The sequence below is a fragment of the Granulicella sp. WH15 genome (genome assembly GCF_009914315.1).
Classification (GTDB): domain Bacteria; phylum Acidobacteriota; class Terriglobia; order Terriglobales; family Acidobacteriaceae; genus Edaphobacter.
In genome coordinates this window covers 771,098-794,912 of the sequence record NZ_CP042596.1, presented here as the reverse complement: position 1 = coordinate 794,912, position 23,815 = coordinate 771,098, and the positions used below count along the sequence as shown (strand labels likewise).

Genomic DNA, 23,815 nt, shown 5'->3' with positions numbered 1-23,815 from the left:
GGAATTGCAAGAATTGGTTGATATGGGCTGGGTTGATGCTTCCATATCTGGCGGTGGCACAACAGCCTTGTACAATGGGTATCCGCATCGACGGAACCATTACTGATCCGACGGGAGCGGTTATTCCTGGAGCAGAGGTACAGACTGCCGACGGAGAAAAGACGATCTCCGATGCGGCGGGTTATTTTTTATTGCCATGCGTTCGGATAAGCTCCAACAAAATAATGGCGCAAGCCGAGGGCTTTACTCCTAAGGCAGCCACAATTGAAAAACAGGCTGGTGGAAGTGTTCATCTCAATCTCCAATTGGAGATAGCCCATGTGGAGACGATAGTGCAGGTGGACGGCGATGCCAGCTCTAGTGATCGCGGTTCGGGAACCGCTACGTTGAGCACAAAAGACGTGCAGTTGCTCGCCGATGATCCTGATGATTTTCTCCGGCAATTGCAGGCGCTCTCTGCGAGCGGAGGAGGCTCTCCCGCCTCAACGCTTATCCTGGTCGACGGCTTTCAGAATGGAAGCGCGATTCCGCCCAAGAGTTCCATCGCCACGATCCGTGTCAATCCGGATCTCTTCTCTGCCGAATACCAGACTCCTCCATTTAGCAGCGGAGTCATCGAGATCGTCACCAAGCCTGGCGCCGACTCCTTTCATGGGGCACTCTTTTACTCAGATAGCGACAGCAGCTTCAATGCGACCGATCCTTTCTCGGCTACGGCCACACCGGCCGGTAAGCGCCGGTATGGATTTGAACTGAGCGGGCCGGTCCTCCCGAAAAAGAGCGGCTTCGCTCTCGCGCTGGAAAAGCGCGATATCGATGAATTCAACATCGTCAATGCAGTAACACTGGATGGAAGTGGGAATCAAGTACCGTTGCGGCAGGCGATTTCGGCCCCACAGAGGCTTTGGATCGCTTCGGCTCGCGGCGATTGGCAAGTGAGTTCAAAAGATGTTGCAGTGTTCTCCTTCTCCTCCAACGTCAACAATCTGGGCAATCAGGGCGTCGGTGGTCTCACGTTGGCTGAGGCAGGATATTCAAGCCTCTTGAGTGAGAACGATCTTCGATTTACCAATACGCTAATACCCAACGCTAATCTGTTGCACGCGACCCATATTGGCTATTCATGGAAGCGCACGGAGCAGTCTCCACTGTCGACGTCTCCGGCACTCCAGGTCTCCGGCTACTTCATCGGTGGTGGCTCAAGCGGTCAGAATCTGAACGACCGGGAACGTGACCTCGAAATAGATGACGACTTGCTGATCACACACGGCAAACATCAGTTGAAATTCGGCGTTCAGTCGCTCGGTATCTTTGAGCATGACTACAATCCGAATAACTTCAACGGTACTTATGTTTTTGGGGGCGGGAGCGCTCCAGTCCTAGATGCAAACAACAGTCCTACCGGACAGACGACAACCATCAGCGCAATCGAGCAATACCGGCGCGCTCAAAATAATCTTCCTGGTGGCATACCCACCACCTATCAAGTGACTGGTGGAACTCCGCTTGTCCCACTTACGCAGTGGCGGCTGGGTCTGTATTTGCAGGACATCATTAAGCTTGGACCGCGTTTCACTGTGAATGCCGGTCTGCGGTACGCTTTTCAAACATCACCCGATAGCGTCGGCAATTTTGGGCCGCGTGCAAGCTTCTCATGGAGTCCCGACAAGAAGGAAACCTGGATTTTCCGCGCTCGGATCGGTCTTTTCAGTGGATCGATCAGCCCCCATCATGCGCTCGAAGTCGCCCGGCTGAATGATGTGCTGCAGAAGCAGGTGACCGTATATTCGCCCAGTTACGTCGATCCATTAGTGCAAGTTCCCGGGTCAATCGAGGTTGGCACCACCCAACAGTTTCCACATTCGCTTGCGCAACCACTTGAATTCGCAGGATATTTCAATGCTGAGCATGAGCTTCCTCATCACTGGAGCGTCAGAGTGAACTTCTATCTTGGTGAGACCTGGAACGTTGTCCGGATCAGAAACATCAATGCGCCGATGGTGAAAAGCGGCGTCGACACGGCTCCCAATCCCACAGCAGCTCTTCTTGCGCCGAGGCCGATCGCTTCTAACGAAAATCTTCTGCAATATCAGAACTCAGGTCATTTTGCAGGAAATGTCCTCTCCTTCGTCGTAGATCAGCATAGTTACAAGCGCTTCGGGCTGTTTGCATACTATGCATATCGGAACTCCAGGACCGATGGCGGCAGTGGAGACGGGATTCCTCAGTCGAGCTACAGCGACATAGGCGAATCGGCCAGAGCCGACTGGGCGAGTACCCACGGCTTCTTTCTTAACGGGAATCTAAACCTGCCGTACCGCTTGGTCCTATCCACAGAGTTCGCCGCGCAGCAGGGCACACCGTACAACATCATCACGGGTACGGACAATAACGGCGATGGCAACTTTAATAACCGCCCCGCTTATGCTTCCGCTCCTGGTGCGGGCGTATACAGCACTCGCTTTGGGCTGCTCACCGCGAACGCAGTTAACGGGGACGTGCCGCGCAATCTGGGGACCATGCCCTCCCTGATCCACCTCGACGCGAACATGAGCCGGATCTTCAACCTGAAGACGAATGATAGGTCACAGACACGAACCCTCACATTCAATGTCCGGAGCGCCAATTTACTGAATCATACCAACGTCACGGCGGTCCAAACAGTATTGTCGCCCAACCTGGGACAGCCCCTATCTGGCGAAGCCGGGCGACGCTTGGAGTTGGGAGCGCGGTTTGCTTTTTAAATCATTCAGTCGGAAAGCTGGGCGAATAATATGAAGTTGCTGATGTTTTGTGAAAGGACGCTCATGCGGTATTTCACTTCCAAACCTGTGGATAGCAATTCTGCACTTCCCCCGACTGAGGAATTCGCCTCTAATGGGCGCGAGCAATGGATCGTACGGATTCAGGATTGGCAGGTGCTCCTGGTCACATCTGTCGTGCTCACACTCTTGATGGCAAGTGAGTGCCGGTCGATCACGGCGCTGGCGTCGCTTCGGTACGGGGCGGTCTTTTCAGGCTGGTGGGGTCTGGTTGCGCTGGGGCTATGGAGGCTAAGACGGTGGAAACCTTCAGCCCTGAGATTTACTCCCAAAACGGTTACCTTTCATCTGCTCGCTGCTTCGACCCTTGGCCTGTTGCATTTACTCGTAATCGGGATTATCCATTCGCTTGTTCCAGGGTGGCCCGTCCATGGAAACGTCAAACACATCTGGGCGCTGTACTTCGACCTCAACCGCTTTGGCATAGAGCTCCTGGTTTATGGTTTTGCATTCGGCGTTTCCGCTCTTTTGTTTACACAGTCCCAAAGGCAGCGGGATGCCATGCAGAAGCTGTCACTGGAAAGGCAGCTATCGCAGTCCCAGCTCAAAGCCCTCCAGATGCAGATGGAACCTCACTTCCTGTTCAACACGATGAATGCCTTGGCCAGCCTGGTGGCGCAAGGGAGAAACCCGGAAGCGACAAAAACCCTCGGACACCTCAATACAATCCTGCGCACGACGCTCCAGCGCCGTGCCCCTGAGAAGGTGCCCTTCACCGAAGAATTGCGGGTTGTTGAAAGCTATCTGGCAATCCAGCAGGTTCGGTTTGCCGATCGGCTGGAAGTTAAGATCGAAGCGACTCCGGAAGCACTGGAGGGACTTGTACCGTGCTTCCTCCTTCAACCCATTATCGAGAATGCAGTCAAACATGGGATCGCGCCGATGGAGGGTGGCGGGTTGATTGAGACCCACGTCAAGCGAGTAGGAGACAGCCTATGGATGCAGGTCCGAGACAATGGATGCGGCTCTACTGGTTCGTCTACCAAGGGGCACGGGATCGGAATGCAGAACACTCAAGAACGCCTTGCTTTCTTTTATCCAGGGACGCATGAGTTTACTGCCGCGCCGCTGGCTACGGGGGGATATGAAGTTACGATACAAATACCTTTCGAACGGACAGACGCATGACTCTACGGACCGTGATCGTCGACGATGAACCGTTGGGGCGAGAGTTGCTTAGGATATTGCTTACCGATTATAGGGACGTTGAGGTTGTCGCGGAGTGCAAGAACGGTCAAGGGGCTATCGACTACCTTCGATCCGAACCGGTAGACCTGCTATTCCTTGACGTTCAGATGCCGAAGATCAGTGGGTTCGATGTCGTGGAGCAAGTCGGCTTGCCGCACCTTCCGCCGACTGTCTTTGTGACTGCTTATCATGAGCACGCGGTGCGGGCATTTGAGATTCACGCAATCGACTACCTGACAAAGCCCGTACAAGCAGAGCGACTTCAGGCCGCGCTGGTACGGGTTCGGGAAAAGATTGCGGCAAAGGCCGCGCTCTTGACCCAATCGCAACTCGCAGAGGTACTCAATGGATTACGAAATGCCGGCGATGAGCCCAAGGCGTACCCCTCCCGTTTTCTGGTCAAAGATGGTGTCAAGGAAATTCTTCTTCCGGTGGAGAAGATTGAGTGGATCGAAGCGGCGGAATATTACTCGTGTCTTCACTCGAATGGTCGCAGATTCATGTTGCGTGAGACCATTACCAACCTAAGCGAGAGGCTGGACCCCACACAGTTTGTCCGCATTCATCGGTCCTTAATCGTCAATCTGAATCAGATCAGAGAAATTTATCGGGAAGGGCAGACGGAGGGTTCCATAATTCTTATTGATGGTCGAAAGCTCAGAATGAGTAAGGCCGGTCATCAAAAATTAGTCGAGATCGGAAAGTCTTGAACACGGCGCGTCGTACGACGTACTAAAAATCTTGGGTTGTGTGATCGATGTTTTAAACAGAGATCGATGAGAAGATTGCCTTGCTAAGCGGAGGTATTTCTTCTTATGGGTTATACCCAAGGCGAGGGGTGAAATCAGGGAACGCTGTTTCCTTTGGTGTTGGACGACTTTGTGCCAGTCGATCATATGTGCCGCGTGATTGACGCGTTCGTCGAAAAGCTTGTGATGTCGGAGCTTGGCTTCGAGCGTGCTCAGGCTGCTGAAACGGGAAGACCCGGTTACAATCCACGCGATTTATTGAAATTGTATCTGTACGACTACCTGAACCAGATCCGTTCGTCACGGCGGTTGGAAGCCGAGTGTCGCCGAAATGTCGAGATGATGTGGCTTCTAGAGCGCTTGTATCCAGACCACAAGAGCATCGCTGAGTTCCGTCGGATGCCCCGCGATGCAATTACGACGGCGGGAGGCGAACTTGTTCGTTTCGCACGCGGCGGCGGACTCATTCGGGGCGAGTGGATCGCTATCGATGGTTCAAAGTTTCGCGCTGTGGCCAGCATTGACAGCGCCCGCGAACGACTCGCTCTAAAACGCTATCTCGACAGCATCGAGGAAGCGGACGACGAACAACAGACAAGCATTGATTCATCTGCCGTGCAAGCTGCGCTGGAGAAGCTAAAGCAGCATCCCGAACCTGAGGCCGCTTTATGTTGATGCGTCAGAACTCTTTACCCGCATACAACGTCCAGACTGCCGTCGACGCGGAACATGCACTAATCGTGGCACACGCTGTGGTACTCGATGCATCTGATATCCGTTGCTTGAAGCCCATGGCCTAGGCTGCAAAGAAAGCACTCGACCTAGACAGTTTTCAGGTAGTAGCCGACACTGGGTACTCGAATGGAGAACAGGCGGCCCACTGCGAAGCTGCGGGCATGACGCCGTACGTTCCCGTTATGCGTACAGTGAACAACCAGGGCGATGGCACACTGTTCGGGCGTCAGGACTTTCGCTACGAACCTGATCCCGATACCTATCTCTATCCTGGCAACAAGAGGCTACTACGCAAAAATACCAACCATAAAGATCGTTACATCATGTACAGGGCTTCGTCGCTCGACTGTGGTGCTTGTTCGCTCAAATCACGTTGTACCCAGGCTCCGAGACGTGGCTTCGCTCGCCACCTGTATGAAGAAGCGTTAAACCGGATGCAAGAGCGGTTGACACCTGAGGCGATGAGGCTACGTCGATGTACGGTCGAGCATCCCTTCGCAACGATCAAGTACCGCATTTTCGGGCATCCACGCCTATTGATGCGTGGGTTATCCGGTGCAAAGATCGAAATCGGCCTCGCTACCATGGCGTACAACCTAAAGCGCATCACAAATGTGCTCGGCGCAACAAAACTGGTGCAAGCTCTTCATCCGGACTGATCATGCCCAGCTATTAAGTGCTCAATCCGAAATTCCCTGGAGCCTCAAAGAGAATATTTGCGTCCTTCTAGCGTCTCCTGATTTGAGTTTCGTAACGACCTCGATTCCAGCCCGCGCAGGTTATAGCATGGAGTCACAGCATGGCATCGGGCCCCAATCGCGTTCCCGCTCTGCTAACCTCAAGCTTTGGAGAGCGCACCACCCGAATGCCGGCCCAGCCTCAACTCTTTCCCGACCCACCCGCGCCGCCGCTCGAACCGGTCAAGCACTCTCCTGCGCCTCCGCCGCCACTCGAAGGCAAGCCCGCGCCGCTGTGGCTGCAACGCATGTCGCTCTTTGTGTTGGTGCTCTTCTGCGTCTACCTCGGGGTTATTTTGGTGGTGCTGCCGTGGTGGCCCACGCTGTGGGACCACAACCTCTTCCTGCTCTCGCACACCCGGCTGTGGTCGGTGCTGCAGCTCGGCTCGGTGCGCGGCTTCATCTCCGGACTCGGCCTGCTCGATATCTGGATCGGCATCTCCGAGGCCGTCAACTACCGCGACCAGCGCGGCTGAGGCTCCAATGCCCGACGACTCCCAACGACGCTCCGCGCCCGACCCGCTCGACCGCGCTCCCCTGGCCTACGAAAACTCCGAGTTTCTCGACTCGCCCGACGGCCGCCTCTTCCGCATCATGGCCGAGTACCAGGAGCCGCTCGTCCGCTTCCGCCGCGAACGCATCGAGGACACCGTCGTCTTCTTCGGCTCGGCCCGGTTCCGCGCGCTCGACGAGGCCAGCCACGCGCTGGAGCTGCTCGAGAACACCGGCTCCTCTGCCCCCGCGCCTGAACAGGAACAGCCCGCCCGTATGGACGAGATCGCCAGCGGCGAGGCCACCGTGCTCCAGCTATCACTGGCCACGGCCGCAGTCGAGATGGCCCAGTACTACGAGGACGCCCGAACCCTCGCGGGCATGGTCGCGCGCTGGGCGCAGTCTCTGCCTGGCAGGCGTCACCGCTTCGTCGTCACCTCGGGCGGCGGCCCCGGCATCATGGAGGCAGCCAACCGCGGCGCGTACGAGGCCGGATGCAAGACCATCGGGCTCAACATCAAGCTGCCCTTCGAGCAGATGCCCAACCCGTACATCACGCCCGAGCTGAACTTCGAGTTCCATTATTTCTTTATGAGGAAGTACTGGTTTGCCTATCTGGCCAAGGCGCTGGTCGTCTTTCCGGGAGGCTTCGGCACGCTCGACGAGATGTTCGAGCTGATTACGCTGGCGCAGACGCGCAAGCTGGCCAAGCGGATCACCGTCATCATCTACGGCTCCAGCTACTGGAAGTCGGTCATCAACCTCGACCTGCTCGCCGCCAAGGGAGCCATCGCGGTGAAGGATCTCGAGCTAGTCCAGTTCGCCGATACGCCGGAGCAGGCCTTTGCAATGCTCAAGGCGGGCCTCAGCGAGCACCTCATAGGCAAGCCCGCCGCCGAGCCGGTGCCCGAGGAGCCTGCCCCCTCTGCGCAGGAGATACTCGGCCCCGATATCGCGAGGACGCTGCCTTAAGACGCCCTGCCGGACGGGCCTCCTACGCGGAGGGCGGTCACTTCGTGACTTTCATACTTGTCGGGGTAGTAGAAACAGCAAAGGGCCTCCCGCTGGTCGGCAGCGAGAGGCCCTCTTGCTCGAACCTACACAGGAAAAGCCTTCAGCCACTCGCGAAACGACGCTCCCAGAACCGGGTGCTTCAACCCCAGCTCCACCGTGGCCCGCAGGAAGCCCTGCTTGTCCCCAGCATCGTGCCGCTTGCCCTTATAGCTGAAGCCGTACACCTTCTCATGTTGCAACAGCGCCTTGATCGCATCGGTCAGTTGCAGCTCGCCACCCGCGCCCGGCTTGATCCCCTCGATCATCTCGAAGATCCGCGGCGTCAGAATGTAACGCCCGATGATCGCATTCTGGCTCGGAGCCTCCTCCGCCTTCGGCTTCTCGACCATGTTCTTCACCGCCAGCAGCTGCGGGTTCTTCGCATCGACCGTGCAGTCCAAACAGCCGTACGCCGAGATCGCCGCGCCCTCCACGACCTCAGAGCCGAGGATGGTACTGCCGGTCTCGTTGAACGCCTCCACCATCTGCTTCAGGCAAGCCACATCCGCATCGACGATATCGTCCGGCAGCAGCACGCAGAATGGCTCATCGCCCACAATCTCCTTGGCCATCAGGACCGCGTGGCCCAGCCCCAGAGGCTCCGCCTGCCGCGTGTAGGTAATCTTCGCCAGCTTCGACACCGACCGCACCACCTCCAGCAGAGCGGTCTTGTTCTTCGCGGCCAGTGAGGCCTCCAGCTCCGACGACTTATCGAAGTGGTCCTCCATCGTGGTCTTGCCGCGTCCAGTCACAATGATGATCTCCGTGCAACCCGCGGCCACGGCCTCTTCCACGCCATACTGGATCAGCGGCTTGTCAACCAGGCACAGCATCTCCTTCGGCGTGGCCTTCGTTGCGGGCAAAAAGCGCGTGCCCATGCCGGCCGCGGGAATGACGGCCTTGCGAATCTTCATCGGCTTGATCTGTGTCATGTCGTTGAAATGAACCCTTTGTGAGATTTTTCTGTGGAGTCAGCATACCCATGCTAACAAGCAAGCAGCATGAAACTATGCCACCTCCGTGGGATGCACTTTACACGCAGAACGTTACAGTACCGGTGAATCATTATGCAGCATGGACTTGCGGATGATCTTGATCTGGGCCGGGCCTTGTCGCATAAAATCATCGTGGAAGGTCTTCAGGTTGAACTTCGCGCCCTGCTGCTGCATCACATCGGCGCGCAGCTTCATAATTTGCAGCTTGCCCAGCGTGTAGTAGAGGTAGGTGGCGTCGCTGGTGCCGCGCTTCACCTCCATCACGCCCACCGCATGCGACTGGTAGCCCTCCTTGACGAAGACGTCTACCGCCTGGTCGAAGCTCAGCTCTCCTCCCACGCCAGTGTGCATCCGGATCGAGACGATGAACCGCGCATCGCGCAGCAGCGCGTCCTGCAACTGACCCAGGCGGATCAGCTTGGCTTGCTTGGCCTGCTCCTCGGGCGAGCCCGTCAGCGTCGGCAGGTAACCTTCGTCGAGCATCATCTGCTCGCAGTAGTGCGCCCAGCCCTCGATGTTGGTCGTCGCGCCCATCACCTGCCGGATCTTCGAGGGAAAGTGCGACTGCCACAGGAACTGCACGTAGTGCCCCGGATACGCCTCATGTACCGCCGTCGAGGTGACCGTGCCGATGTTGAACGCGGCCATGTGCTCGGCGATGTGCTCGGGCGTCCAGTCTTTTTCGGGCAGGGTCACGTTGAAGTAAGCCTTGGTCGAGTTCTTCTCGAACGGCCCGGGCGAGTCCATCGAGGCCTGCGTGGTGGCGCGCATGAACGGCGGCGTCTCTTCGAGCGTCGGCTCGGTCGTCGCAGGAATGGTGATGATTTGCTTGGCATTGATGAAGGCGATCAGGCTCGAGAACTGGTCCTGAAAGGCATTAAGCAGCTTGTCCGGAGCGGGGTGGATCGTCGCCAGCTCGGCCAACACCTCAAGCGGCGTCTTCGTCGGATCGACCTCCTTGGCAATGCGCGCAAACTCGGCCTGGTTCTTGTGCGCGTCCGCATAGGCGATCTCGAGCAGCCGGTCGAGCGGCGTATCCACCATCTCGTCCAGCGCCAGCTTCTTTTTGAAGGTCTCCGCGCCCAGCCGATACTCGCCCGTCGAGCGCGGCAGCAGGTCGCTCTTCATCCACGCGCCGTAGCTCTTCAGCGCCGCAATCACGGCGGCGTTGCTCTTCGCGAAATCGGCCTTGATATCCGGGTCGGTCGCGTCCTTGAACGCAGAAGGCACATCGGTCTCGAAGAAGCTCACCAGCCCGTCGATCTGCTCGAGCGCGATCTCGGTATAAATCTTCGGCGGATTCTTCAGGTTCGTCCGCGCCTCAGTCAACAGCGCGGGCATCAGCTTCTCGCGCTCGACCAGCGACTTCAACCGCGTGTTCGCGGGCGCGTAGTTGCGGCTCATAATGACGAACGCCGAACCCGCGCAGCCCGAGGAGTACGTATCCGGATTCGTCTCCCACGGCTTGATCGTCTCGAGCGTCAGCAGCGAAGAGCGCAGGTTCGCCAGCAGAATCTGCTGATCCGCCGCCACCGAGGCATCGAGCATCGAAGGATCGATCGCCGCAATCTTCTTCTCAAAGTCTTTGCGCAGCGCGATCTGCTTCTGAATCACGGCAGGCGCGTAATCCTCAAGCTGCGAGTCGTACTGATGCAGCCCCAGCGCGGTGCCGCCGCTCGGCGAGAAAGGAAAGTACGCCTGCTCGAAGTACTGGTCGGCGAGGAAGTGAAACGTCTGCCCCGCGCCATCGGCGGAGAGGCGCTGCGCGGGGGCAGCAGAACTGGCAAGCGGCATGAGAATAGCTCCGGTCGATACGGCGAAGGCGAGAAAGAGTCGGGGAAGTCGGCGCATAAGAACCCTCAAGGCACAGTCTAAATCGAAGCCCTCTTCTGTCTATTGCGCGGCCTTCGCGGGGCGGCGCATCAGTTCCACAAACAGCTTGGTAAATCGCGGCAGATCGAGGTCTATCTGCGCGTGAACCAACTGTAGATCAAGCTCCGGCTTGTTGTCCGCAGTCCATGCCAGAGTATCGCCATATGTCGCTCCGCGCGAGAGGTCTACGTCGAGATACAACTGCCGCTCGCCGGTGATGATCTTCGGATCAAGCCATGCAGCAGCAGCTAGCTCATCCCACAAAAAGTAACGGTCTTCGGAGTAGTGCGCGATGTACTGCGCAGCAGGATTGGGTGATGACGCAATCTCCTTCAACATCGCCTCGGTGAACATCGCCTTGATCGAGATATCGACGGTCGTCAGGTCGATGCGCGGCCAGTGCGCTCGCAGCACAATGTGAGCGGCCTCGGGGTCGAACCAGAAGTTGAACTCGTGCCTCGGATCGGTGGTGAACTCCGCCTCTGTCGACACCGGGTTCAAGCTTCCACCCATGATGACGATGCCCTGCGTCAGCGCGGCGAACTCGGGATCAATCGCGATGGCCAATGCGATGTTCGTCAGCGGCCCGGCTGCGTAAACCGTCACCTGATGCGGATGCGCTCGCACCTGTCTCACGAGGAAGTGCGCGGCATCCTCGGCCAACGGCTTGGTCGTCGGCTCGCCCTCTGCGAGCTTCGGCACCACCATCGGCTCGTGCCACGGAGACGAACCCGAGTGCTTCGCCGCATCGCCCCATGCGCCGAGCCACGGCACCGTGCCGTACCGCTTCTCCCACAGCAACGTCTCTTCACGGTTGCGCACCAGTGGAAAGACCGCGCCCGGCACCACGGGCACATCCGTGCGATGGATCAGCTCCAGCATCCGCAGCGTGTGCTGCACCTCCTCCGGCTCCCACGCGTTGCCGCTCACCATCGTGATGCCCAGCACCCTAGCCTGCGGCGATTGCAGCAGCACCATCATCGCCATCTGGTTCGATCCACCGGGACCGGAGCCGTCCTGATCGACGATGACAAGACGCGGCGTCTGCGCCATTGCGAACGACGCACTGAAGAAAAGCAGGCCAAGCAGGGTCTTGCACATGATGCAGCTAGATTAGCCCAAAGCACTTCGTGCCGTTCTCGGGGCGATCTGGGTAAATCGTCAGCATAGGGCCTCCCGCTGGTCGGCAGCGAGAATTTTCCTTCCGACCAGCGGGTTACACGAAACCGAAACCATACGAAGTGCCCCGTCCGGCAGAACAAACTCTAGGCAGGATCTAACGAATCGAGCAGCGCCCGCGTCTCCGCCAGCACATCCTCCGCCTTCGCACTCGTCAACGGCCAGCGCAGAATCCCTTGGGGCGTAAACTGCGCGCCTCGCTTGGCGTTTCGCGCCACCAGCTTCATCAGCATCCCCGGATCGACCGCCGCATGAGCCAGCGTGCCCTCTTCGGGGACCGCAAACCGCAGATGCAGCATCTCCACAAACGTCTTGATCGGAGCCTTTTTATTTCCGTTCGGATTCGGCAGCTCGATCTGCGTCCGCTTGCGGTCGAGCTGCGCGATCCCCAGCCGCTCGCAGTGCAGACGCAGCTCGCCCGCCGAGAGCAGGTTCAACACACTCTCCGGCGGCGCGCCATAGCGATCATGCAGCTCCGAGCGCACATCGTCGATGGTCGCCTGATCCGCCGCGCCCGCGATCCGCTTGTACATCCGCAGCCGCTGGTTCTCCTCGGGAATGTAATCGGAGTCGATCCGCACCGAGATGCCGAGGTTGAGCACAGTGGTCGCGTGCGCGGGCTTCTCACCCTCGCCCTTCATCTTGTTCACGGCCTCTTCGAGCATCGTCGTATACATCTCAAAGCCGATGGCCTCGATGTGCCCCGACTGCTCGCCGCCCAGCATGTTGCCCGCGCCGCGTAGCTCAAGATCGAGCGCGGCAATCTTGAACCCCGCGCCAAGATCGGAGAACTCCTTCAACGCAGCCAGCCGTCGCCGCGCAATCTCCGTCAGTTCGGTATCGGGCGGAATCAGCAGGTACGAATAAGCACGCCGGTTTGACCGGCCACACGCCGCGCAACTGATACAGCTCCGAGAGACCATGCCGATCCGCGCGGTTGATGATGATCGTATTGGCCAGCGGAATATCCAGCCCGTTCTCGATGATCGACGTAGCCACCAGCACGTCGTACTCGTGATTCATAAAGGCCAGCATCACGCGCTCCAGCTCCGCCTCCGGCATCTGTCCGTGGCCGATCACAACCCGCGCCGAGGGCACCTGCTCGCGGATCATCGCGGCCATGTCGTAGATCGTCTCCACGCGGTTGTGCACGAAGTAGATCTGGCCGCCGCGCTCCAGCTCCATCTCGATTGCGGTGCGCACCAGCTTCTCATCGAACTTCGCGACGATGGTCTGGATCGCCATGCGGTCCTTGGGCGGCGTCTCGATGACGCTCATATCGCGCAGCCCCACCAGCGACATATGCAGCGTGCGCGGGATCGGCGTGGCCGACATGGCCAGCACATCAATCGCAGTGCGCATCTGCTTCAACCGCTCCTTGTGGCGCACGCCGAAGCGCTGCTCCTCATCGACAATCAGCAACCCGAGATCCTGAAATTTCAAATCCTTCGAGAGCACGCGATGCGTGCCGATGAGGATATCGACCTTGCCCTCTTCGACCTTCTCGAGAATCGCCTTCTGCTCCTTCGGCGTGCGGAAGCGCGAGATCATCTCGATGTTCACGGGGAAGTTCGCGAAGCGCTTCTTGAAGCTCTCGTAGTGTTGGAAAGAGAGGACCGTCGTGGGCGTCAGCACAGCTACCTGGCGCGAGTCCTGCACGGCCTTGAAGGCCGCGCGCATCGCCACTTCTGTTTTGCCGTAGCCCACGTCGCCGCAGAGCAGGCGGTCCATCGGCTGCGTCGATTCCATGTCGCTCTTGATGTCCGCAATGGCAGAGAGCTGGTCGTCTGTCTCGGTAAACGCGAACGCGTCTTCGAACTCGCGCTGCAAGTGGTTATCCGGCGAGAACGCCGTGCCCTCGGCGGCCTTGCGCTGCGCGTAGAGCTTCAGCAGCTCCGCGGCCATATCGGCCATGGCCTTCTTGACGCGTGCCTTGGTCTTCTGCCAGCCCTGCCCGCCCAGCTTGTTCAACACTGGCGCGGGTCCTGTCTCGGTCGAGCGATACTTTTGGATCAGATCCAATCGAGTCAGAGGAACGTACAGCTTGGCCTGCTCGGCGAACTCGAGGATCATCAGCTCCAACGCGTCGTCCGTGCCCTCTTCGAGCACGCGCAGCCCGCAGTACTGCGCGATGCCGTGCTCCACGTGAACGACGTAATCGCCGACGGCAAGGTCGCGGAAGTCCGAGATAAATGCCGAGGTCTTCGACTTGCGCGTGGCCGGACGCGCCTGAATATCGGCATCGTCGGAGAGGTCGTTCGCGCCGAAGACCACGAGCTGCCGCGCCGTGGCATGGTCGAGATCGAGCACCTGCACACCGTTGGCAATCGCGGTCCGCACGATCACCGGCGCACGCAGATCACCCGCAAGATGACTCGACTCCGAGTACATCGTCTCTGAGCCATGCGCCGTGTTGCGCGAACCCAGCCGATACGCTACGCCGTACTCCTGTAACAGCCCGGCCAGACGCTCCACTTCCCCTTGATTCGGCGCGGTCAGAACGATCCGCGCCTCCTGCCGGATCAGCACCTTCACCTGGTCGATCATGGCCGGAATCGCACCGTGAAACCGCATCGTGGGCCGCGTCGCGAACTCCACCTCGCTCAGGTCGCTGCGGTCTGCGTCGAGCACATCCACCGCGCCCAGCTGGTCCAGCTCCGCGCCGCAGAAGCCGCGTATCCGGTCGTCGAGATCCCACGGCGAGAGGTACACATCCTCGGGCCGCACCAAATTGCCGATACCTGAGCGGTCGTGCCGCTGCTCAACCTTGTTCCACCAGCGCTCGCCCTGGTTTTTGATCATTGCCGGCTCTTCGACAAACACGCGAGTCGAGGGTCCCATCAGCTCCAGCAGGTTGTGTTTCGCGCCCGCGACCGGGGCGAAGAACTCCCAGCCCGGAAAGACCGTCGCGTCGGAGCCTGTGCGGGTGGAGACATGCGTCTCCAGCTCACGCGGCGTCTCGCCGCCTTCAAGCTCCGCGCCTGCGATACCCGAGCGTGTGAGCCGCGCGTTGATCGCCTGTAATAACTTTTCCGTCACCGGCGTCTCGGTCAGCGGCAGCAGCAGCGCCTCGTCCAGGTGCGAGCTGGAGCGCTGCGTCTCGGGGTCGAACTTACGGATGGACTCGATCTCGTCGCCGAAGAAGTCGATCCGCACCGGCCGCTCCTGCTCGGGCGAGTAGACGTCCACGATGCCGCCGCGCGCGGTCACCTGCCCCGGCATCTCCACCACGTCCACGCGCGTATAGCCCACCGAGAGCAGATGCTCCACCAGCATCTCGGGCAGATATTCTTCACCGACCTTCAAACGCAGAGCCAAGGACGCGTAGTAGTCCTTGCCGAAGAGCCTCATGCAGGCCGCCTCGACCGGCGCGATCACCAGCCGGGCCGTGCCCGTCGTGATCTTCCACAGCGTGGCCGCGCGGGTCTCCTGAATCTCCGGGTGCGGCGAGAGGTTTTCGAACGGCAGCACGTCGTGCGAGGGCAGGCGCACGATCTCGGGCGCCGACATCGCGCCGGTCAGCTCGGCCGCGGCCAGCACGGCCTGGTGCAACGCCTCGGCGGCCTTGTTGTCCGCCACCAGCACCAGCGCCGGAGCCTCGGACGCCTTCGCCATGTAGGGCAGGTACAGCGCCCTCGCCGTGAAGGTGAGTCCTGCGATGCGCCGCCGCCCCTGGCCCGACTGCAAGTGCCGCCGAACGCGTTCAAAGGAGTCAGACGATTTCAGATCGGCGAACAGATCGCGGACAAACGGAAGAATCATGCCTAACCAGTGTACTTCGTACCGTTCTCGGGGCTGTATGGGCAGAATGATCTTCTGAGGGCCTTCCGTTGGTCGGCAGCAAGCATTTTTACCGCCGACGGAAAGGTCCACGCGAAGCTTTCAAAGAGGAATGAAAACACCCACCCGACGCGTAGGAGTCACATCCGGCAAGACAATGTTTTTTCCTCTTGAATTAATTCTAGGCACAGCCCCGGCGATGGTTTATTGTCATTTCACAACATCACAGAACCTTGCACGGATCGCCCCTCGACGGGGCCGCTATCGTCTTTCCACCAGCGCTTCAGCAGCATGGCGCGCAGTCCTGTATCACCAGCAGCATCCCGAACATTCATCCGTGGAGAGGCACCCTATGTTCAACTGTCGCCGTACCTTCGCCGCCGTCCTGGTTCTTCTGTTCGCTCTCTTTGCCTCCTCCACCGCGCTCGCCCAGCAGACCCTCGGGGGCATCACCGGCGAGATCACCGATCCCTCCGGCTCTATCCTGCCCGGCACCGCCGTCACCGCCACCAGCGAGCAGACCGGCATCCAGCGCACCCAGACCTCCGGCAGCAACGGCTTCTACACCTTCCAGAACCTCCCCATTGGCAACTACACGCTGGTCTTCAGCCGCGACGGCTTCTCCACCAAGCGCTTCCCCGGCATCCTCGTCCAGGCCGACCGCACCGTGACCCTGCCCGCGCAGCTCCAGGTCGGCGCGGTCTCAGACTCGGTGACGGTCGACGTGAACCCGCTGCTGAACGCCGCCGACACCACCAACGGCTACGTCCTCGACAAGACGCAGATCGAGTCCATCCCGTTGCCCACCGGCAGCTTCACCGGGCTGGCCATCCTCTCGCCCGGCGTCAATGCGGAGCTACCCGGCGGCACCGGCGTCAACTCGGGCCTCGGCAACTCGCCCATATGGGCCAACGGCCAGCGCGACACCTCCAACAGCTTCCAGCTCAACGGCGTCGACGGCAGCAACCTCTTCAACGGCAAGAGCACCAGCCAGGTGGCCTCGGCGCGCGTCATCAATAACACCGGCAACGGCATCGCCGGGGCGGGCGGGCTGATCCAGAGCGCGTCATCGGTCTATCTCGCCATCGGCAACGCCATCCCCACGCCCGCGCCGGAAACCATCGAAGAGGCCCGCGTCAACGCCAGCATGTACGACGCGCAGCAAGGCTCGGCCTCGGGCGCGCACATCGACCTCAGCACCAAGTCCGGCGGCAACGCCATCCACGGCAGCGCCTACGGGCACCGCGGCACCAACTTTATGAACGCCGCGCCCTTCTTCTTCAAGAAGGACTCCAACGTCCCCGAGAGCGACAAGAACCCGCAGCTCCACCGCTACATCGCGGGCGGAACGATCTCCGGCCCCATCATCAAGGACAAGCTCTTCGGCTTCATCGGCTACCAGCACCTCTACATCTCCGACCAGGAGACCGGCGACACCGAAGCTCCCGTGCCGGTCGGCCTCAGCGACACTAATCGCACTCCCATCGGGCTGGCTCAGCTCGTCAATAACAGCTTCGGCGTGCCCGATCCCAACAATCCCGGCCAGCTCACCATCGGCGAGAACGGCTTCGACGTCACCGCCCGCGACTGGTCCACCAACCCGGTCGGCCTCGCCATGTTCCAGGCCAAGAACCCCGACGGAAGCTGGCTGATCCCGAACGACAACGGCCACGCGCCCAGCTTCTTCTCGCCCTACAACTCCTTCCAGACCGGCACGTCCTCGTTCATCTCCGATCAGCTTGCTACCTCGCTGGATTGGAACGCCACGCCCAAAGACATTCTCGCCATCAAGTACTACTACCAGCACGATCCCAACAGCTCCCCCTTCGCCGTCTCCAACGTGCGCGGCTTCACCGAGCACATGGACACCGGCTCGCAGGTCATCTCCATCAATAACGTACAGTCGCTGCGCCCCAGCCTCAGCATCACCGAGACCCTGGGCTATGTGCGCGAGAAGGCCTATAGCACCAACGACCAGCCCTGGGCTCCCGGACAGGCCAACACCCCGGCAGCGGCCATGACCCCGGCCTTCGGCTCTTACTTCCCCGGCCTGACGATAGTGGATACGCTCGGCTCCAACACCCCCGACGGCCTGGGCGCGCAGTCGCTCAGCATCGGGCCTGCCGCCTCGTCGCAGAGCCCCAACACCGGCATCTTCCAGAACCGCTTCCAGCCCTCGGCCAACGCCATCTGGACCAAGGGCAAGCACGCAGTCACCTTCGGCGGCAGCTACGCGTACACGCAGCTCAACGTGCGCGACCAGCGCACCGGCAAAGGCTCGGTGGCGTCGCCCGACTTCGCCACCTTCGCCAAGAACTGGATCACTCCGTACAGCACCAACGGCTTCGTCGCCACCACCTACCTGCAGGGCGACGCCAACCGCTACTACCGCGCCAACCAGCTCGGCCTCTACCTCTCGGATAAGTTCCAGGTAAAGCCGAACCTCACCATCACCGCCGGAATCCGCTACGACTGGAACGGTGGCCTGACCGAAAAGAACGGCCGCCTCTACAACTTCGACCCCTCGCTCTACAGCTATAACGTCGGCGGCGACATCATCGCCAACTCAGGCATCATCATCGCAGGCAACAACGCCAACGGCACCAGCGGCGTCAGCAACACCACACTCACCGGCCGCCAGTGGGGCATCGCGCCCCGCATTGGAGCCGCCTGGCAGCCGACCATCTTCCAGAACAAGGTGGTCGTCCGCGCCGGAACCGGCATGTACTACGACCGCGGCGAGCTGTACACCTACCTCTCGCCCGGATACGCGGCGGGCGAGATCTCCGGCGGCCCCTTCGGCGTCAGCCAGACACCGCCCTTCGTCACCGAGCAGCATTGCAGCTACAGTTCCTCCCCCTACGGCAAAACCAGCTATCTCTACGACTTCTACATCCCCGTCTGCGGAGCCGGAACCCCCGGTGGCCCCGACACCAGCGACTACTCGCTGGCGACGCCCTGGGGATCTGTGCGCGGCCCCGGCCCGTCGAACCCCAGCGCCGCCGACGTCACCAAGTCCCTGCCCAATGCGGCCAGCATCATCGCCGGAGCGCAGCCCTTTACGCTGGGTGACTACAACCGCGCCAACAAGCTGCCCTACAGCATCAACTTCACCTTCAACGTGCAGTGGCAGCCGACCAACTACCTGATGGTCGAGCTGGGCTACGTCGGCAACCTGGGCCGTCACCAGGTCATCCCGCTGCCGTTCAACCAGGCACACGTCGCCACCAAGAACAACCCCACTCTGGCCGGTGGACCCAACGCCCAATACTTCAGCTACGGCTACACTGTCCTCGACAACAACACCTTCGCCCCCATCTGCGTGAACGACCCCACCGAGGGCAACTGCCAGTACGGGCAGATGCAGCAGAACTACGAGGGCGGCAACGTCGACCTCCGCGTCCCCTACACCGGCCTCTCGTCCGAGTCCGAGACCTACACCGCCGCTGGAATCTCCGCCTACCACGCGCTTCAAGCGCACGTGGAGAAGCGCCTCAGCCACGGCTTCCAGGCCGGTCTCTCCTACACCTACTCGCACGCCACCGATGAACAGAGCGCCCTCGGCCTCTTCTATAACGGCAACGATCCCAACAACCTGCGCAGCGGCTACGGCTCGGCCGACTTCGACCGCACCCACGTCCTCAACTTCACCTATAGCTACACGCTGCCCAAGTTCTACGGCGACGGTACCCTGAGGGGCAAGCTCTTCAATAGCTGGTCCCTCAACGGTATCGGCATCATCCAGAGCGGCCAGCCCTACAGCGTCATCGACTACTCGGGAGCCGTCGGCAGCCTCTACTACAGCACCTTCGACGGCATCACCAACCCCATCGTCCCCCTGGCTCCCGGCTGCACTCCCAAGAACGCCCTCACCGGCGACTCCGGAGCCTTCTACAACGAAAAAACCCAGACCGGCGCGGCCCTCAAGGCCTCCTGCTTCACCATCCCGCTCATCGCCCAGGGCACGCAGGGCGTCCCCAACGGCGACGTCTTCGAGACCGGCTTCACCAGCGGCCAGCGCAACATCTTCCGCCAGACCTGGCAGAAGCGTACCGACGCCTCGCTGGTCAAAGTACTTCCTATCCACGATATCTTCAAGCTGCGCTACACCTTCGACGTCTTCAACGTCACCAACACCAGCAGCTTCGATATCCCTACCGACAACGTCTCGCAGAACGAAGGCTACAACAACGCCCCCGGCTACAGCACCGATCCCTACAGCCTCTACACCAAGCAGGCGGGCGGCCTCGGCATCACCAAGCACACCATCGGAGCACCGCGCCAGATCCAGATGTCCCTCGGTCTTACCTTCTAACGCAAGGCCTTATGCTTAACTCGGCCGCCAGCTCACAAGGCTGGCGGCCGTTCCCGCGAAAGCCCCTCCATGACCCTGCAGCAGCGCCTCGAAGAGCACTTCCAGTTCGCACACCACAACGCCACCTGGCGGACCGAGACCCTCGCCGGTCTCACCACCTTCATCACCATGGCGTACATTATCTTCGTCAACCCCGCCATCCTCTCGCAGACGGGGATGCCGCTGGCCGCCGTCACCACCAGCACCTGCCTCTGCGCGGCCATCGGCTCCATCCTGATGGGCGCGCTGGCCAACTACCCGCTCGCGCTCGCGCCCGGCATGGGGCTGAACGCCTACTTCACTTACACCGTCGTCAAGGGCATGGGCATCCCCTGGCAGACCGCACTCGGAGCCGTCTTCCTCTCGGGCGTCATCTTTCTGCTGCTCACCTTCGGGGGCATCCGCCAAAGACTCGTCGCCGCCATCCCCTACCAGCTCCACGCCGCCGTGGCCGGGGGCATCGGCCTCTTCATAGCCTTCATCGGGCTGCGCAACTCCGGCCTCATCGTGCCCAGCCCGGCCACCACGGTCACGCTCGGCAACCTCCACGATCATTCGGTCCAGCTCGCCATCTTCGGCATCGTCTTCATCGCCATACTCTCGGCCTACCGGGTCAAGGCCGCGATGCTGCTCGGCGTACTTACGACGCTGGCCCTCGGCATCGCCTGCCACCAGGTGCAGTGGCACCCGTCCACCTTCAACCCGCTGGCCATCCGCGAGACCGCCTTCCACCTCGACCTGCGCGGGGCGCTACGGATGAACGCGCTCGAGATTATCTTCGTCTTCCTCTTCGTCGATCTCTTCGACAACATCGGCACCCTGGTCGCGGTCACCGAGCGCGCGGGCCTGATCGCCGAAGACCACACCATCCCGCGTCTCGACCGCATCTTCTTCGCGGATGCCTCGGCAACAGTAATAGGCTCGCTCGCGGGCACCAGCACGGTCACCAGCTACATCGAGTCGTCAGCCGGAGTAGCAGCAGGAGGCCGCACCGGCGTCACAGCCATCGTCACCGGTCTCCTCTTTCTCGCTGCGATCTTCGTCGCCCCCGCCGTAGGAGCCATCCCCGACTTCGCCACCGCGCCCGCGCTAATTCTGGTCGGAGCCCTCATGGTCGCGGGCGCGGCGCGCATCGACTGGGACGAGCCGCGCGTGGCCATCCCCAGCTTTCTGACGCTCATCACGATCCCGCTCACTTACTCGATCGCCACCGGCCTATCCTTCGGCCTCATCAGCTTCGCGGTCCTCGAGCTGGCCACGGGCCGTGGCCGCCGTCAGCACTGGATGCTTTACCTGCTGGCGCTGCTCTTTCTGGCACGCTTTGCGTGGATGAGCCACGGCTAAAAACACGCGAAGCGTCCAGAACCGCACGAAGTGCCGCCCGCCCGGCGCAAGGGCGCTTTTGCACTTGAAGTCATCCACCCATCGGCGACGAAACCGTCAATGAATGAACCCCCTCGTTGTTGCCTGTTTCTTTGTTGTTGCTTGTTTTCTTGGTTGTCATTCAGGAGCGAAGCGGAGGAATCTGCTTCTGTCTTTGTTCTTGCTGTTGTCTTTGCTGTTGCCTTTGCCGTTGCCTCTGGGGTAGGTCCGGGCTTTAGCCCGGATATTAAAACTCTCCACAGAAGCGGGCTTCAGCCCCCGAGGTATGCTTTCTTTTCTTCACCCTCATCCTTCAACCCCACCCCACTGCCGCCAAGCCGTCTTGCACCTTCCAGCAGCCGCCCCAACAACCCAGCCGCCTCCTCATAACCCAACCCACCCACCCGCACATTCGAGACGCAATTCCGCTCCGCATCCGAGCACCCCACTCGCGGCGCGTACGTCAGATAAGCCCCCAAGCTGTCGCTGGCCTGCAACCCTGGCCGTTCGCCGATCAGGACCAGCACTGCCTCCGCCCCGCGCAGCTCGCCAATCTCGTCACCCACAGCCACGCGAGCCTGCGTTGCAATAAACACCGTATCGAGCGTCCAGTCGATCAGCCTCTGCCGCAGTGCCACCAGCAACGGCACCGCATGACGCCGTGGAGCCAGCGCCGACAAACCATCGGCCATCACCACGGTCAATCGGCCCGCAGCACCATCGCAAACAATCGCCTCACGAGAAGCCGCAGACAACCGCCGCCCCAGATCCGGCCTCAGCAAATACTCCGCCCTCGATAAAGTCCGGGTCGTCACGGCATCCGTCGCAAAGCCAGCATCCCGCAGCTCCGCAGCAAGCCCAGCCACATCCAGCGGAGTATGGATCGCATCCCGCGCCCGCGCGTGGGCCATTCCAAACTCCAGCGTGGCCCCGGTCGGCACGCTCACCCCCACGCGCCCCAGCGCGATCCGGGCCGGAGTCCACCGCGCCAACCCCGCCCACGCATCCCGCGCCAGCTCATCCTTCATCGCAACCCCACCGGCAACAGCCTCTCCGCCACCGCCCGCGAGGCCGCCAGCCTGCCGCGCTCATCCACAATCCCCATTCCGGCAAGCCACGCTTCGAACTCCGGCGCTCGCCGCAGCCCCAGCACCTCACGCACGTACAGCGAGTCGTGGAACGAGGTGCTCTGGTAGTTCAGCATGATGTCGTCCGCCCCCGGCACGCCCATGATGAAGTTCACCCCGGCCACGCCCAGCAGCGTCAGCAAGCTGTCCATGTCGTCCTGATCGGCCTCGGCGTGGTTGGTGTAGCAGATGTCGCAGCCCATCGGCAGCCCCATCAGCTTGCCGCAGAAGTGGTCCTCAAGCCCTGCGCGGATGATCTGCTTGGCGTCGTAGAGGTACTCCGGCCCGATGAACCCGACCACCGTGTTGACCAGCATCGGCGAGAACCGCCGCGCCACCGCGTAGGCCCGCACCTCGCACGTCTGCTGATCTACCCCATGATTCGCACCAGCCGAAAGGGCGCTGCCCTGCCCGGTCTCGAAGTACATGCAGTTGGTCCCCACGGTGCCGCGCCCCAGCGCCAGCGCCGCCTGGTGCGCCTCTTCGAGCAGCGCCAGCGAGACCCCGAAGCTCTCGTTCGTCCCCTGCGTTCCCGCAATCGACTGAAAGACCAGATCGACCGGCGCGCCCTGCTCCATCGCCCGCAGGGCGTGGGTGATGTGGGCCAGCACGCAGTTCTGCACGGGCACCTCATAACGTAGGCGGAACTCGTCCAGCACCTGAAGCAGGCGAACCGCGTTGTGGAGCGAGTCGCCCGCCGGGTTGATCCCGATGACCGCATCCCCACATCCATAGAGCAACCCGTCGATGGTCGAGGCCACGATGCCCTGCACGTCGTCGGTGGGGTGGTTGGGCTGGAGCCGCACCGAGAGCCTGCCCGGAAGCCCCACCGTGGTCCGAAACCGCGTCACCACGCGGCACTTGCGGGCCACCAGGATCAGGTCCTGATTCCGCATCAGCTTCGAGACCGCGGCCACCATCTCCGGCGTCAAACCCTCGGCCAGCGCGGCTGGGGTGACGCCGTCCTCGTCGAACGAATCGCTCAACAGCCAGTCCCGCAGACCGCCCACGGTCAGGTGGCTGATCGGTGCGAAGGCTACCGCGTCATGCGTGTCCACGATCAGCCGGGTCACATCGTCGCTCTCGTAGGGGATGACCGCTTCGCGCAGAAACTCCTTCAGCGGCACGTCCGCCAGAGCCATTCGCGCGGCCATACGCTCGATGGCGGAGGTGGCAGCGACTCCGGCCAGTTCGTCTCCCGAGCGCAGCGGGCTGGCCTTGGCAAGCAGTGTCCGCAGGTCTTCGAACCGGAAGGTCTCACCACCGCTGCTGTGCAGAAACGTCATGCCTGCATAGTAAGCGATTCCTGTTGTATCGCCGGATTTGTGGCGAATTGAAGAAAGCATACCTCGGGGGCTAAAGCCCGCTTC

Annotated in this window: 14 protein-coding genes and 1 pseudogene; 8 read left to right on the top strand and 7 right to left on the bottom strand. The window is 60.9% G+C overall.

Annotation, left to right across the window (positions count from 1 at the left end; all coding sequences use genetic code 11):
• Positions 1 to 74: 74 nt before the first annotated feature.
• The 6 genes and pseudogenes from FTO74_RS03545 (at position 75) to FTO74_RS03520 (ending at position 7,695) form a co-directional block, all read left to right on the top strand.
• On the top strand, positions 75 to 2,744 hold the full coding sequence (locus FTO74_RS03545; protein WP_255462481.1) for a TonB-dependent receptor: 2,670 nt from the start codon (positions 75 to 77) through the stop codon (positions 2,742 to 2,744).
• Positions 2,745 to 2,774: 30 nt separating this feature from the next.
• Entirely contained in the window at positions 2,775 to 3,950 is a 1,176-nt protein-coding gene (locus FTO74_RS03540; RefSeq protein ID WP_162536901.1) for a histidine kinase, read from the top strand.
• A gap of 11 nt (positions 3,951 to 3,961) precedes the next feature.
• Complete coding sequence (locus FTO74_RS03535; RefSeq protein ID WP_255462480.1) at positions 3,962 to 4,720, top strand: LytTR family DNA-binding domain-containing protein; 759 nt, start codon at positions 3,962 to 3,964, stop codon at positions 4,718 to 4,720.
• A 144-nt stretch (positions 4,721 to 4,864) separates the two neighbouring features.
• Positions 4,865 to 6,153: pseudogene (locus FTO74_RS03530) on the top strand (IS1182 family transposase).
• A 140-nt stretch (positions 6,154 to 6,293) separates the two neighbouring features.
• Complete coding sequence (locus FTO74_RS03525) at positions 6,294 to 6,707, top strand: hypothetical protein (protein ID WP_255462478.1); 414 nt, start codon at positions 6,294 to 6,296, stop codon at positions 6,705 to 6,707.
• A 7-nt stretch (positions 6,708 to 6,714) separates the two neighbouring features.
• On the top strand, positions 6,715 to 7,695 hold the full coding sequence (locus tag FTO74_RS03520; RefSeq protein WP_162536899.1) for a TIGR00730 family Rossman fold protein: 981 nt from the start codon (positions 6,715 to 6,717) through the stop codon (positions 7,693 to 7,695).
• 125 nt (positions 7,696 to 7,820) lie between these two features.
• On the opposite strand, the gene galU is transcribed toward FTO74_RS03520, so the two are convergent.
• From galU to FTO74_RS03500, 5 genes are all read right to left on the bottom strand, one after another.
• Complete coding sequence (gene galU / locus FTO74_RS03515) at positions 7,821 to 8,708, bottom strand: UTP--glucose-1-phosphate uridylyltransferase GalU (protein ID WP_162536898.1); 888 nt, start codon at positions 8,706 to 8,708, stop codon at positions 7,821 to 7,823.
• Positions 8,709 to 8,822: 114 nt separating this feature from the next.
• Entirely contained in the window at positions 8,823 to 10,622 is a 1,800-nt protein-coding gene (locus FTO74_RS03510; RefSeq protein ID WP_162536897.1) for a DUF885 domain-containing protein, read from the bottom strand.
• A 42-nt stretch (positions 10,623 to 10,664) separates the two neighbouring features.
• Positions 10,665 to 11,744 carry a nucleoside hydrolase gene (locus FTO74_RS03505; protein WP_162536896.1) on the bottom strand — a complete coding sequence of 360 codons (1,080 nt, stop codon included), beginning with the start codon at positions 11,742 to 11,744 and terminating at the stop codon, positions 10,665 to 10,667.
• A 164-nt stretch (positions 11,745 to 11,908) separates the two neighbouring features.
• Positions 11,909 to 12,622: a TRCF domain-containing protein gene (locus FTO74_RS19940; RefSeq protein WP_345934000.1), complete on the bottom strand. Its 714-nt coding sequence runs from the start codon at positions 12,620 to 12,622 to the stop codon at positions 11,909 to 11,911.
• The gene (locus FTO74_RS03500; protein WP_345933999.1) at positions 12,567 to 15,584 is read right to left on the bottom strand and encodes a DEAD/DEAH box helicase; all 3,018 of its coding nucleotides are present in this window, start codon (positions 15,582 to 15,584) and stop codon (positions 12,567 to 12,569) included. The genes FTO74_RS19940 and FTO74_RS03500 overlap by 56 nt, the downstream gene beginning before the upstream one ends.
• Positions 15,585 to 15,954: 370 nt before the next feature.
• Here FTO74_RS03500 and FTO74_RS03495 point away from each other — a divergent pair, with 370 nt between their 5' ends.
• Entirely contained in the window at positions 15,955 to 19,917 is a 3,963-nt protein-coding gene (locus FTO74_RS03495; RefSeq protein ID WP_162536895.1) for a carboxypeptidase regulatory-like domain-containing protein, read from the top strand.
• 69 nt (positions 19,918 to 19,986) lie between these two features.
• Positions 19,987 to 21,300 (top strand): NCS2 family permease, encoded by a 1,314-nt coding sequence (locus FTO74_RS03490; RefSeq protein ID WP_162536894.1) that lies wholly within the window; start codon positions 19,987 to 19,989, stop codon positions 21,298 to 21,300.
• Positions 21,301 to 21,590: 290 nt separating this feature from the next.
• On the opposite strand, the gene eutC is transcribed toward FTO74_RS03490, so the two are convergent.
• Both eutC and FTO74_RS03480 read right to left on the bottom strand, forming a co-directional pair.
• The gene (eutC, locus tag FTO74_RS03485; protein ID WP_162536893.1) at positions 21,591 to 22,346 is read right to left on the bottom strand and encodes an ethanolamine ammonia-lyase subunit EutC; all 756 of its coding nucleotides are present in this window, start codon (positions 22,344 to 22,346) and stop codon (positions 21,591 to 21,593) included.
• Complete coding sequence (locus tag FTO74_RS03480; protein ID WP_162536892.1) at positions 22,343 to 23,731, bottom strand: ethanolamine ammonia-lyase subunit EutB; 1,389 nt, start codon at positions 23,729 to 23,731, stop codon at positions 22,343 to 22,345. Before FTO74_RS03480 ends, eutC begins: the two co-directional genes overlap by 4 nt.
• Between the last annotated feature and the right edge of the window lie 84 nt (positions 23,732 to 23,815).

Excerpts from the sequence above, each read along its gene's own strand:
- FTO74_RS03490 (WP_162536894.1), top strand. The coding sequence starts at position 19,987 with ATGACCCTGCAGCAGCGCCTCGAAGAGCACTTCCAGTTCGCACACCAC.
- FTO74_RS03500 (WP_345933999.1), bottom strand. The coding sequence starts at position 15,584 with ATGATTCTTCCGTTTGTCCGCGATCTGTTCGCCGATCTGAAATCGTCT.
- galU (WP_162536898.1), bottom strand. The coding sequence starts at position 8,708 with ATGACACAGATCAAGCCGATGAAGATTCGCAAGGCCGTCATTCCCGCG.
- FTO74_RS03520 (WP_162536899.1), top strand. The coding sequence starts at position 6,715 with ATGCCCGACGACTCCCAACGACGCTCCGCGCCCGACCCGCTCGACCGC.
- FTO74_RS03495 (WP_162536895.1), top strand. The coding sequence starts at position 15,955 with ATGTTCAACTGTCGCCGTACCTTCGCCGCCGTCCTGGTTCTTCTGTTC.
- FTO74_RS03480 (WP_162536892.1), bottom strand. The coding sequence starts at position 23,731 with ATGACGTTTCTGCACAGCAGCGGTGGTGAGACCTTCCGGTTCGAAGAC.
- FTO74_RS03505 (WP_162536896.1), bottom strand. The coding sequence starts at position 11,744 with ATGTGCAAGACCCTGCTTGGCCTGCTTTTCTTCAGTGCGTCGTTCGCA.
- FTO74_RS03545 (WP_255462481.1), top strand. The coding sequence starts at position 75 with ATGGGTATCCGCATCGACGGAACCATTACTGATCCGACGGGAGCGGTT.
- FTO74_RS03525 (WP_255462478.1), top strand. The coding sequence starts at position 6,294 with ATGGCATCGGGCCCCAATCGCGTTCCCGCTCTGCTAACCTCAAGCTTT.
- FTO74_RS03540 (WP_162536901.1), top strand. The coding sequence starts at position 2,775 with ATGAAGTTGCTGATGTTTTGTGAAAGGACGCTCATGCGGTATTTCACT.
- FTO74_RS03510 (WP_162536897.1), bottom strand. The coding sequence starts at position 10,622 with ATGCGCCGACTTCCCCGACTCTTTCTCGCCTTCGCCGTATCGACCGGA.
- eutC (WP_162536893.1), bottom strand. The coding sequence starts at position 22,346 with ATGAAGGATGAGCTGGCGCGGGATGCGTGGGCGGGGTTGGCGCGGTGG.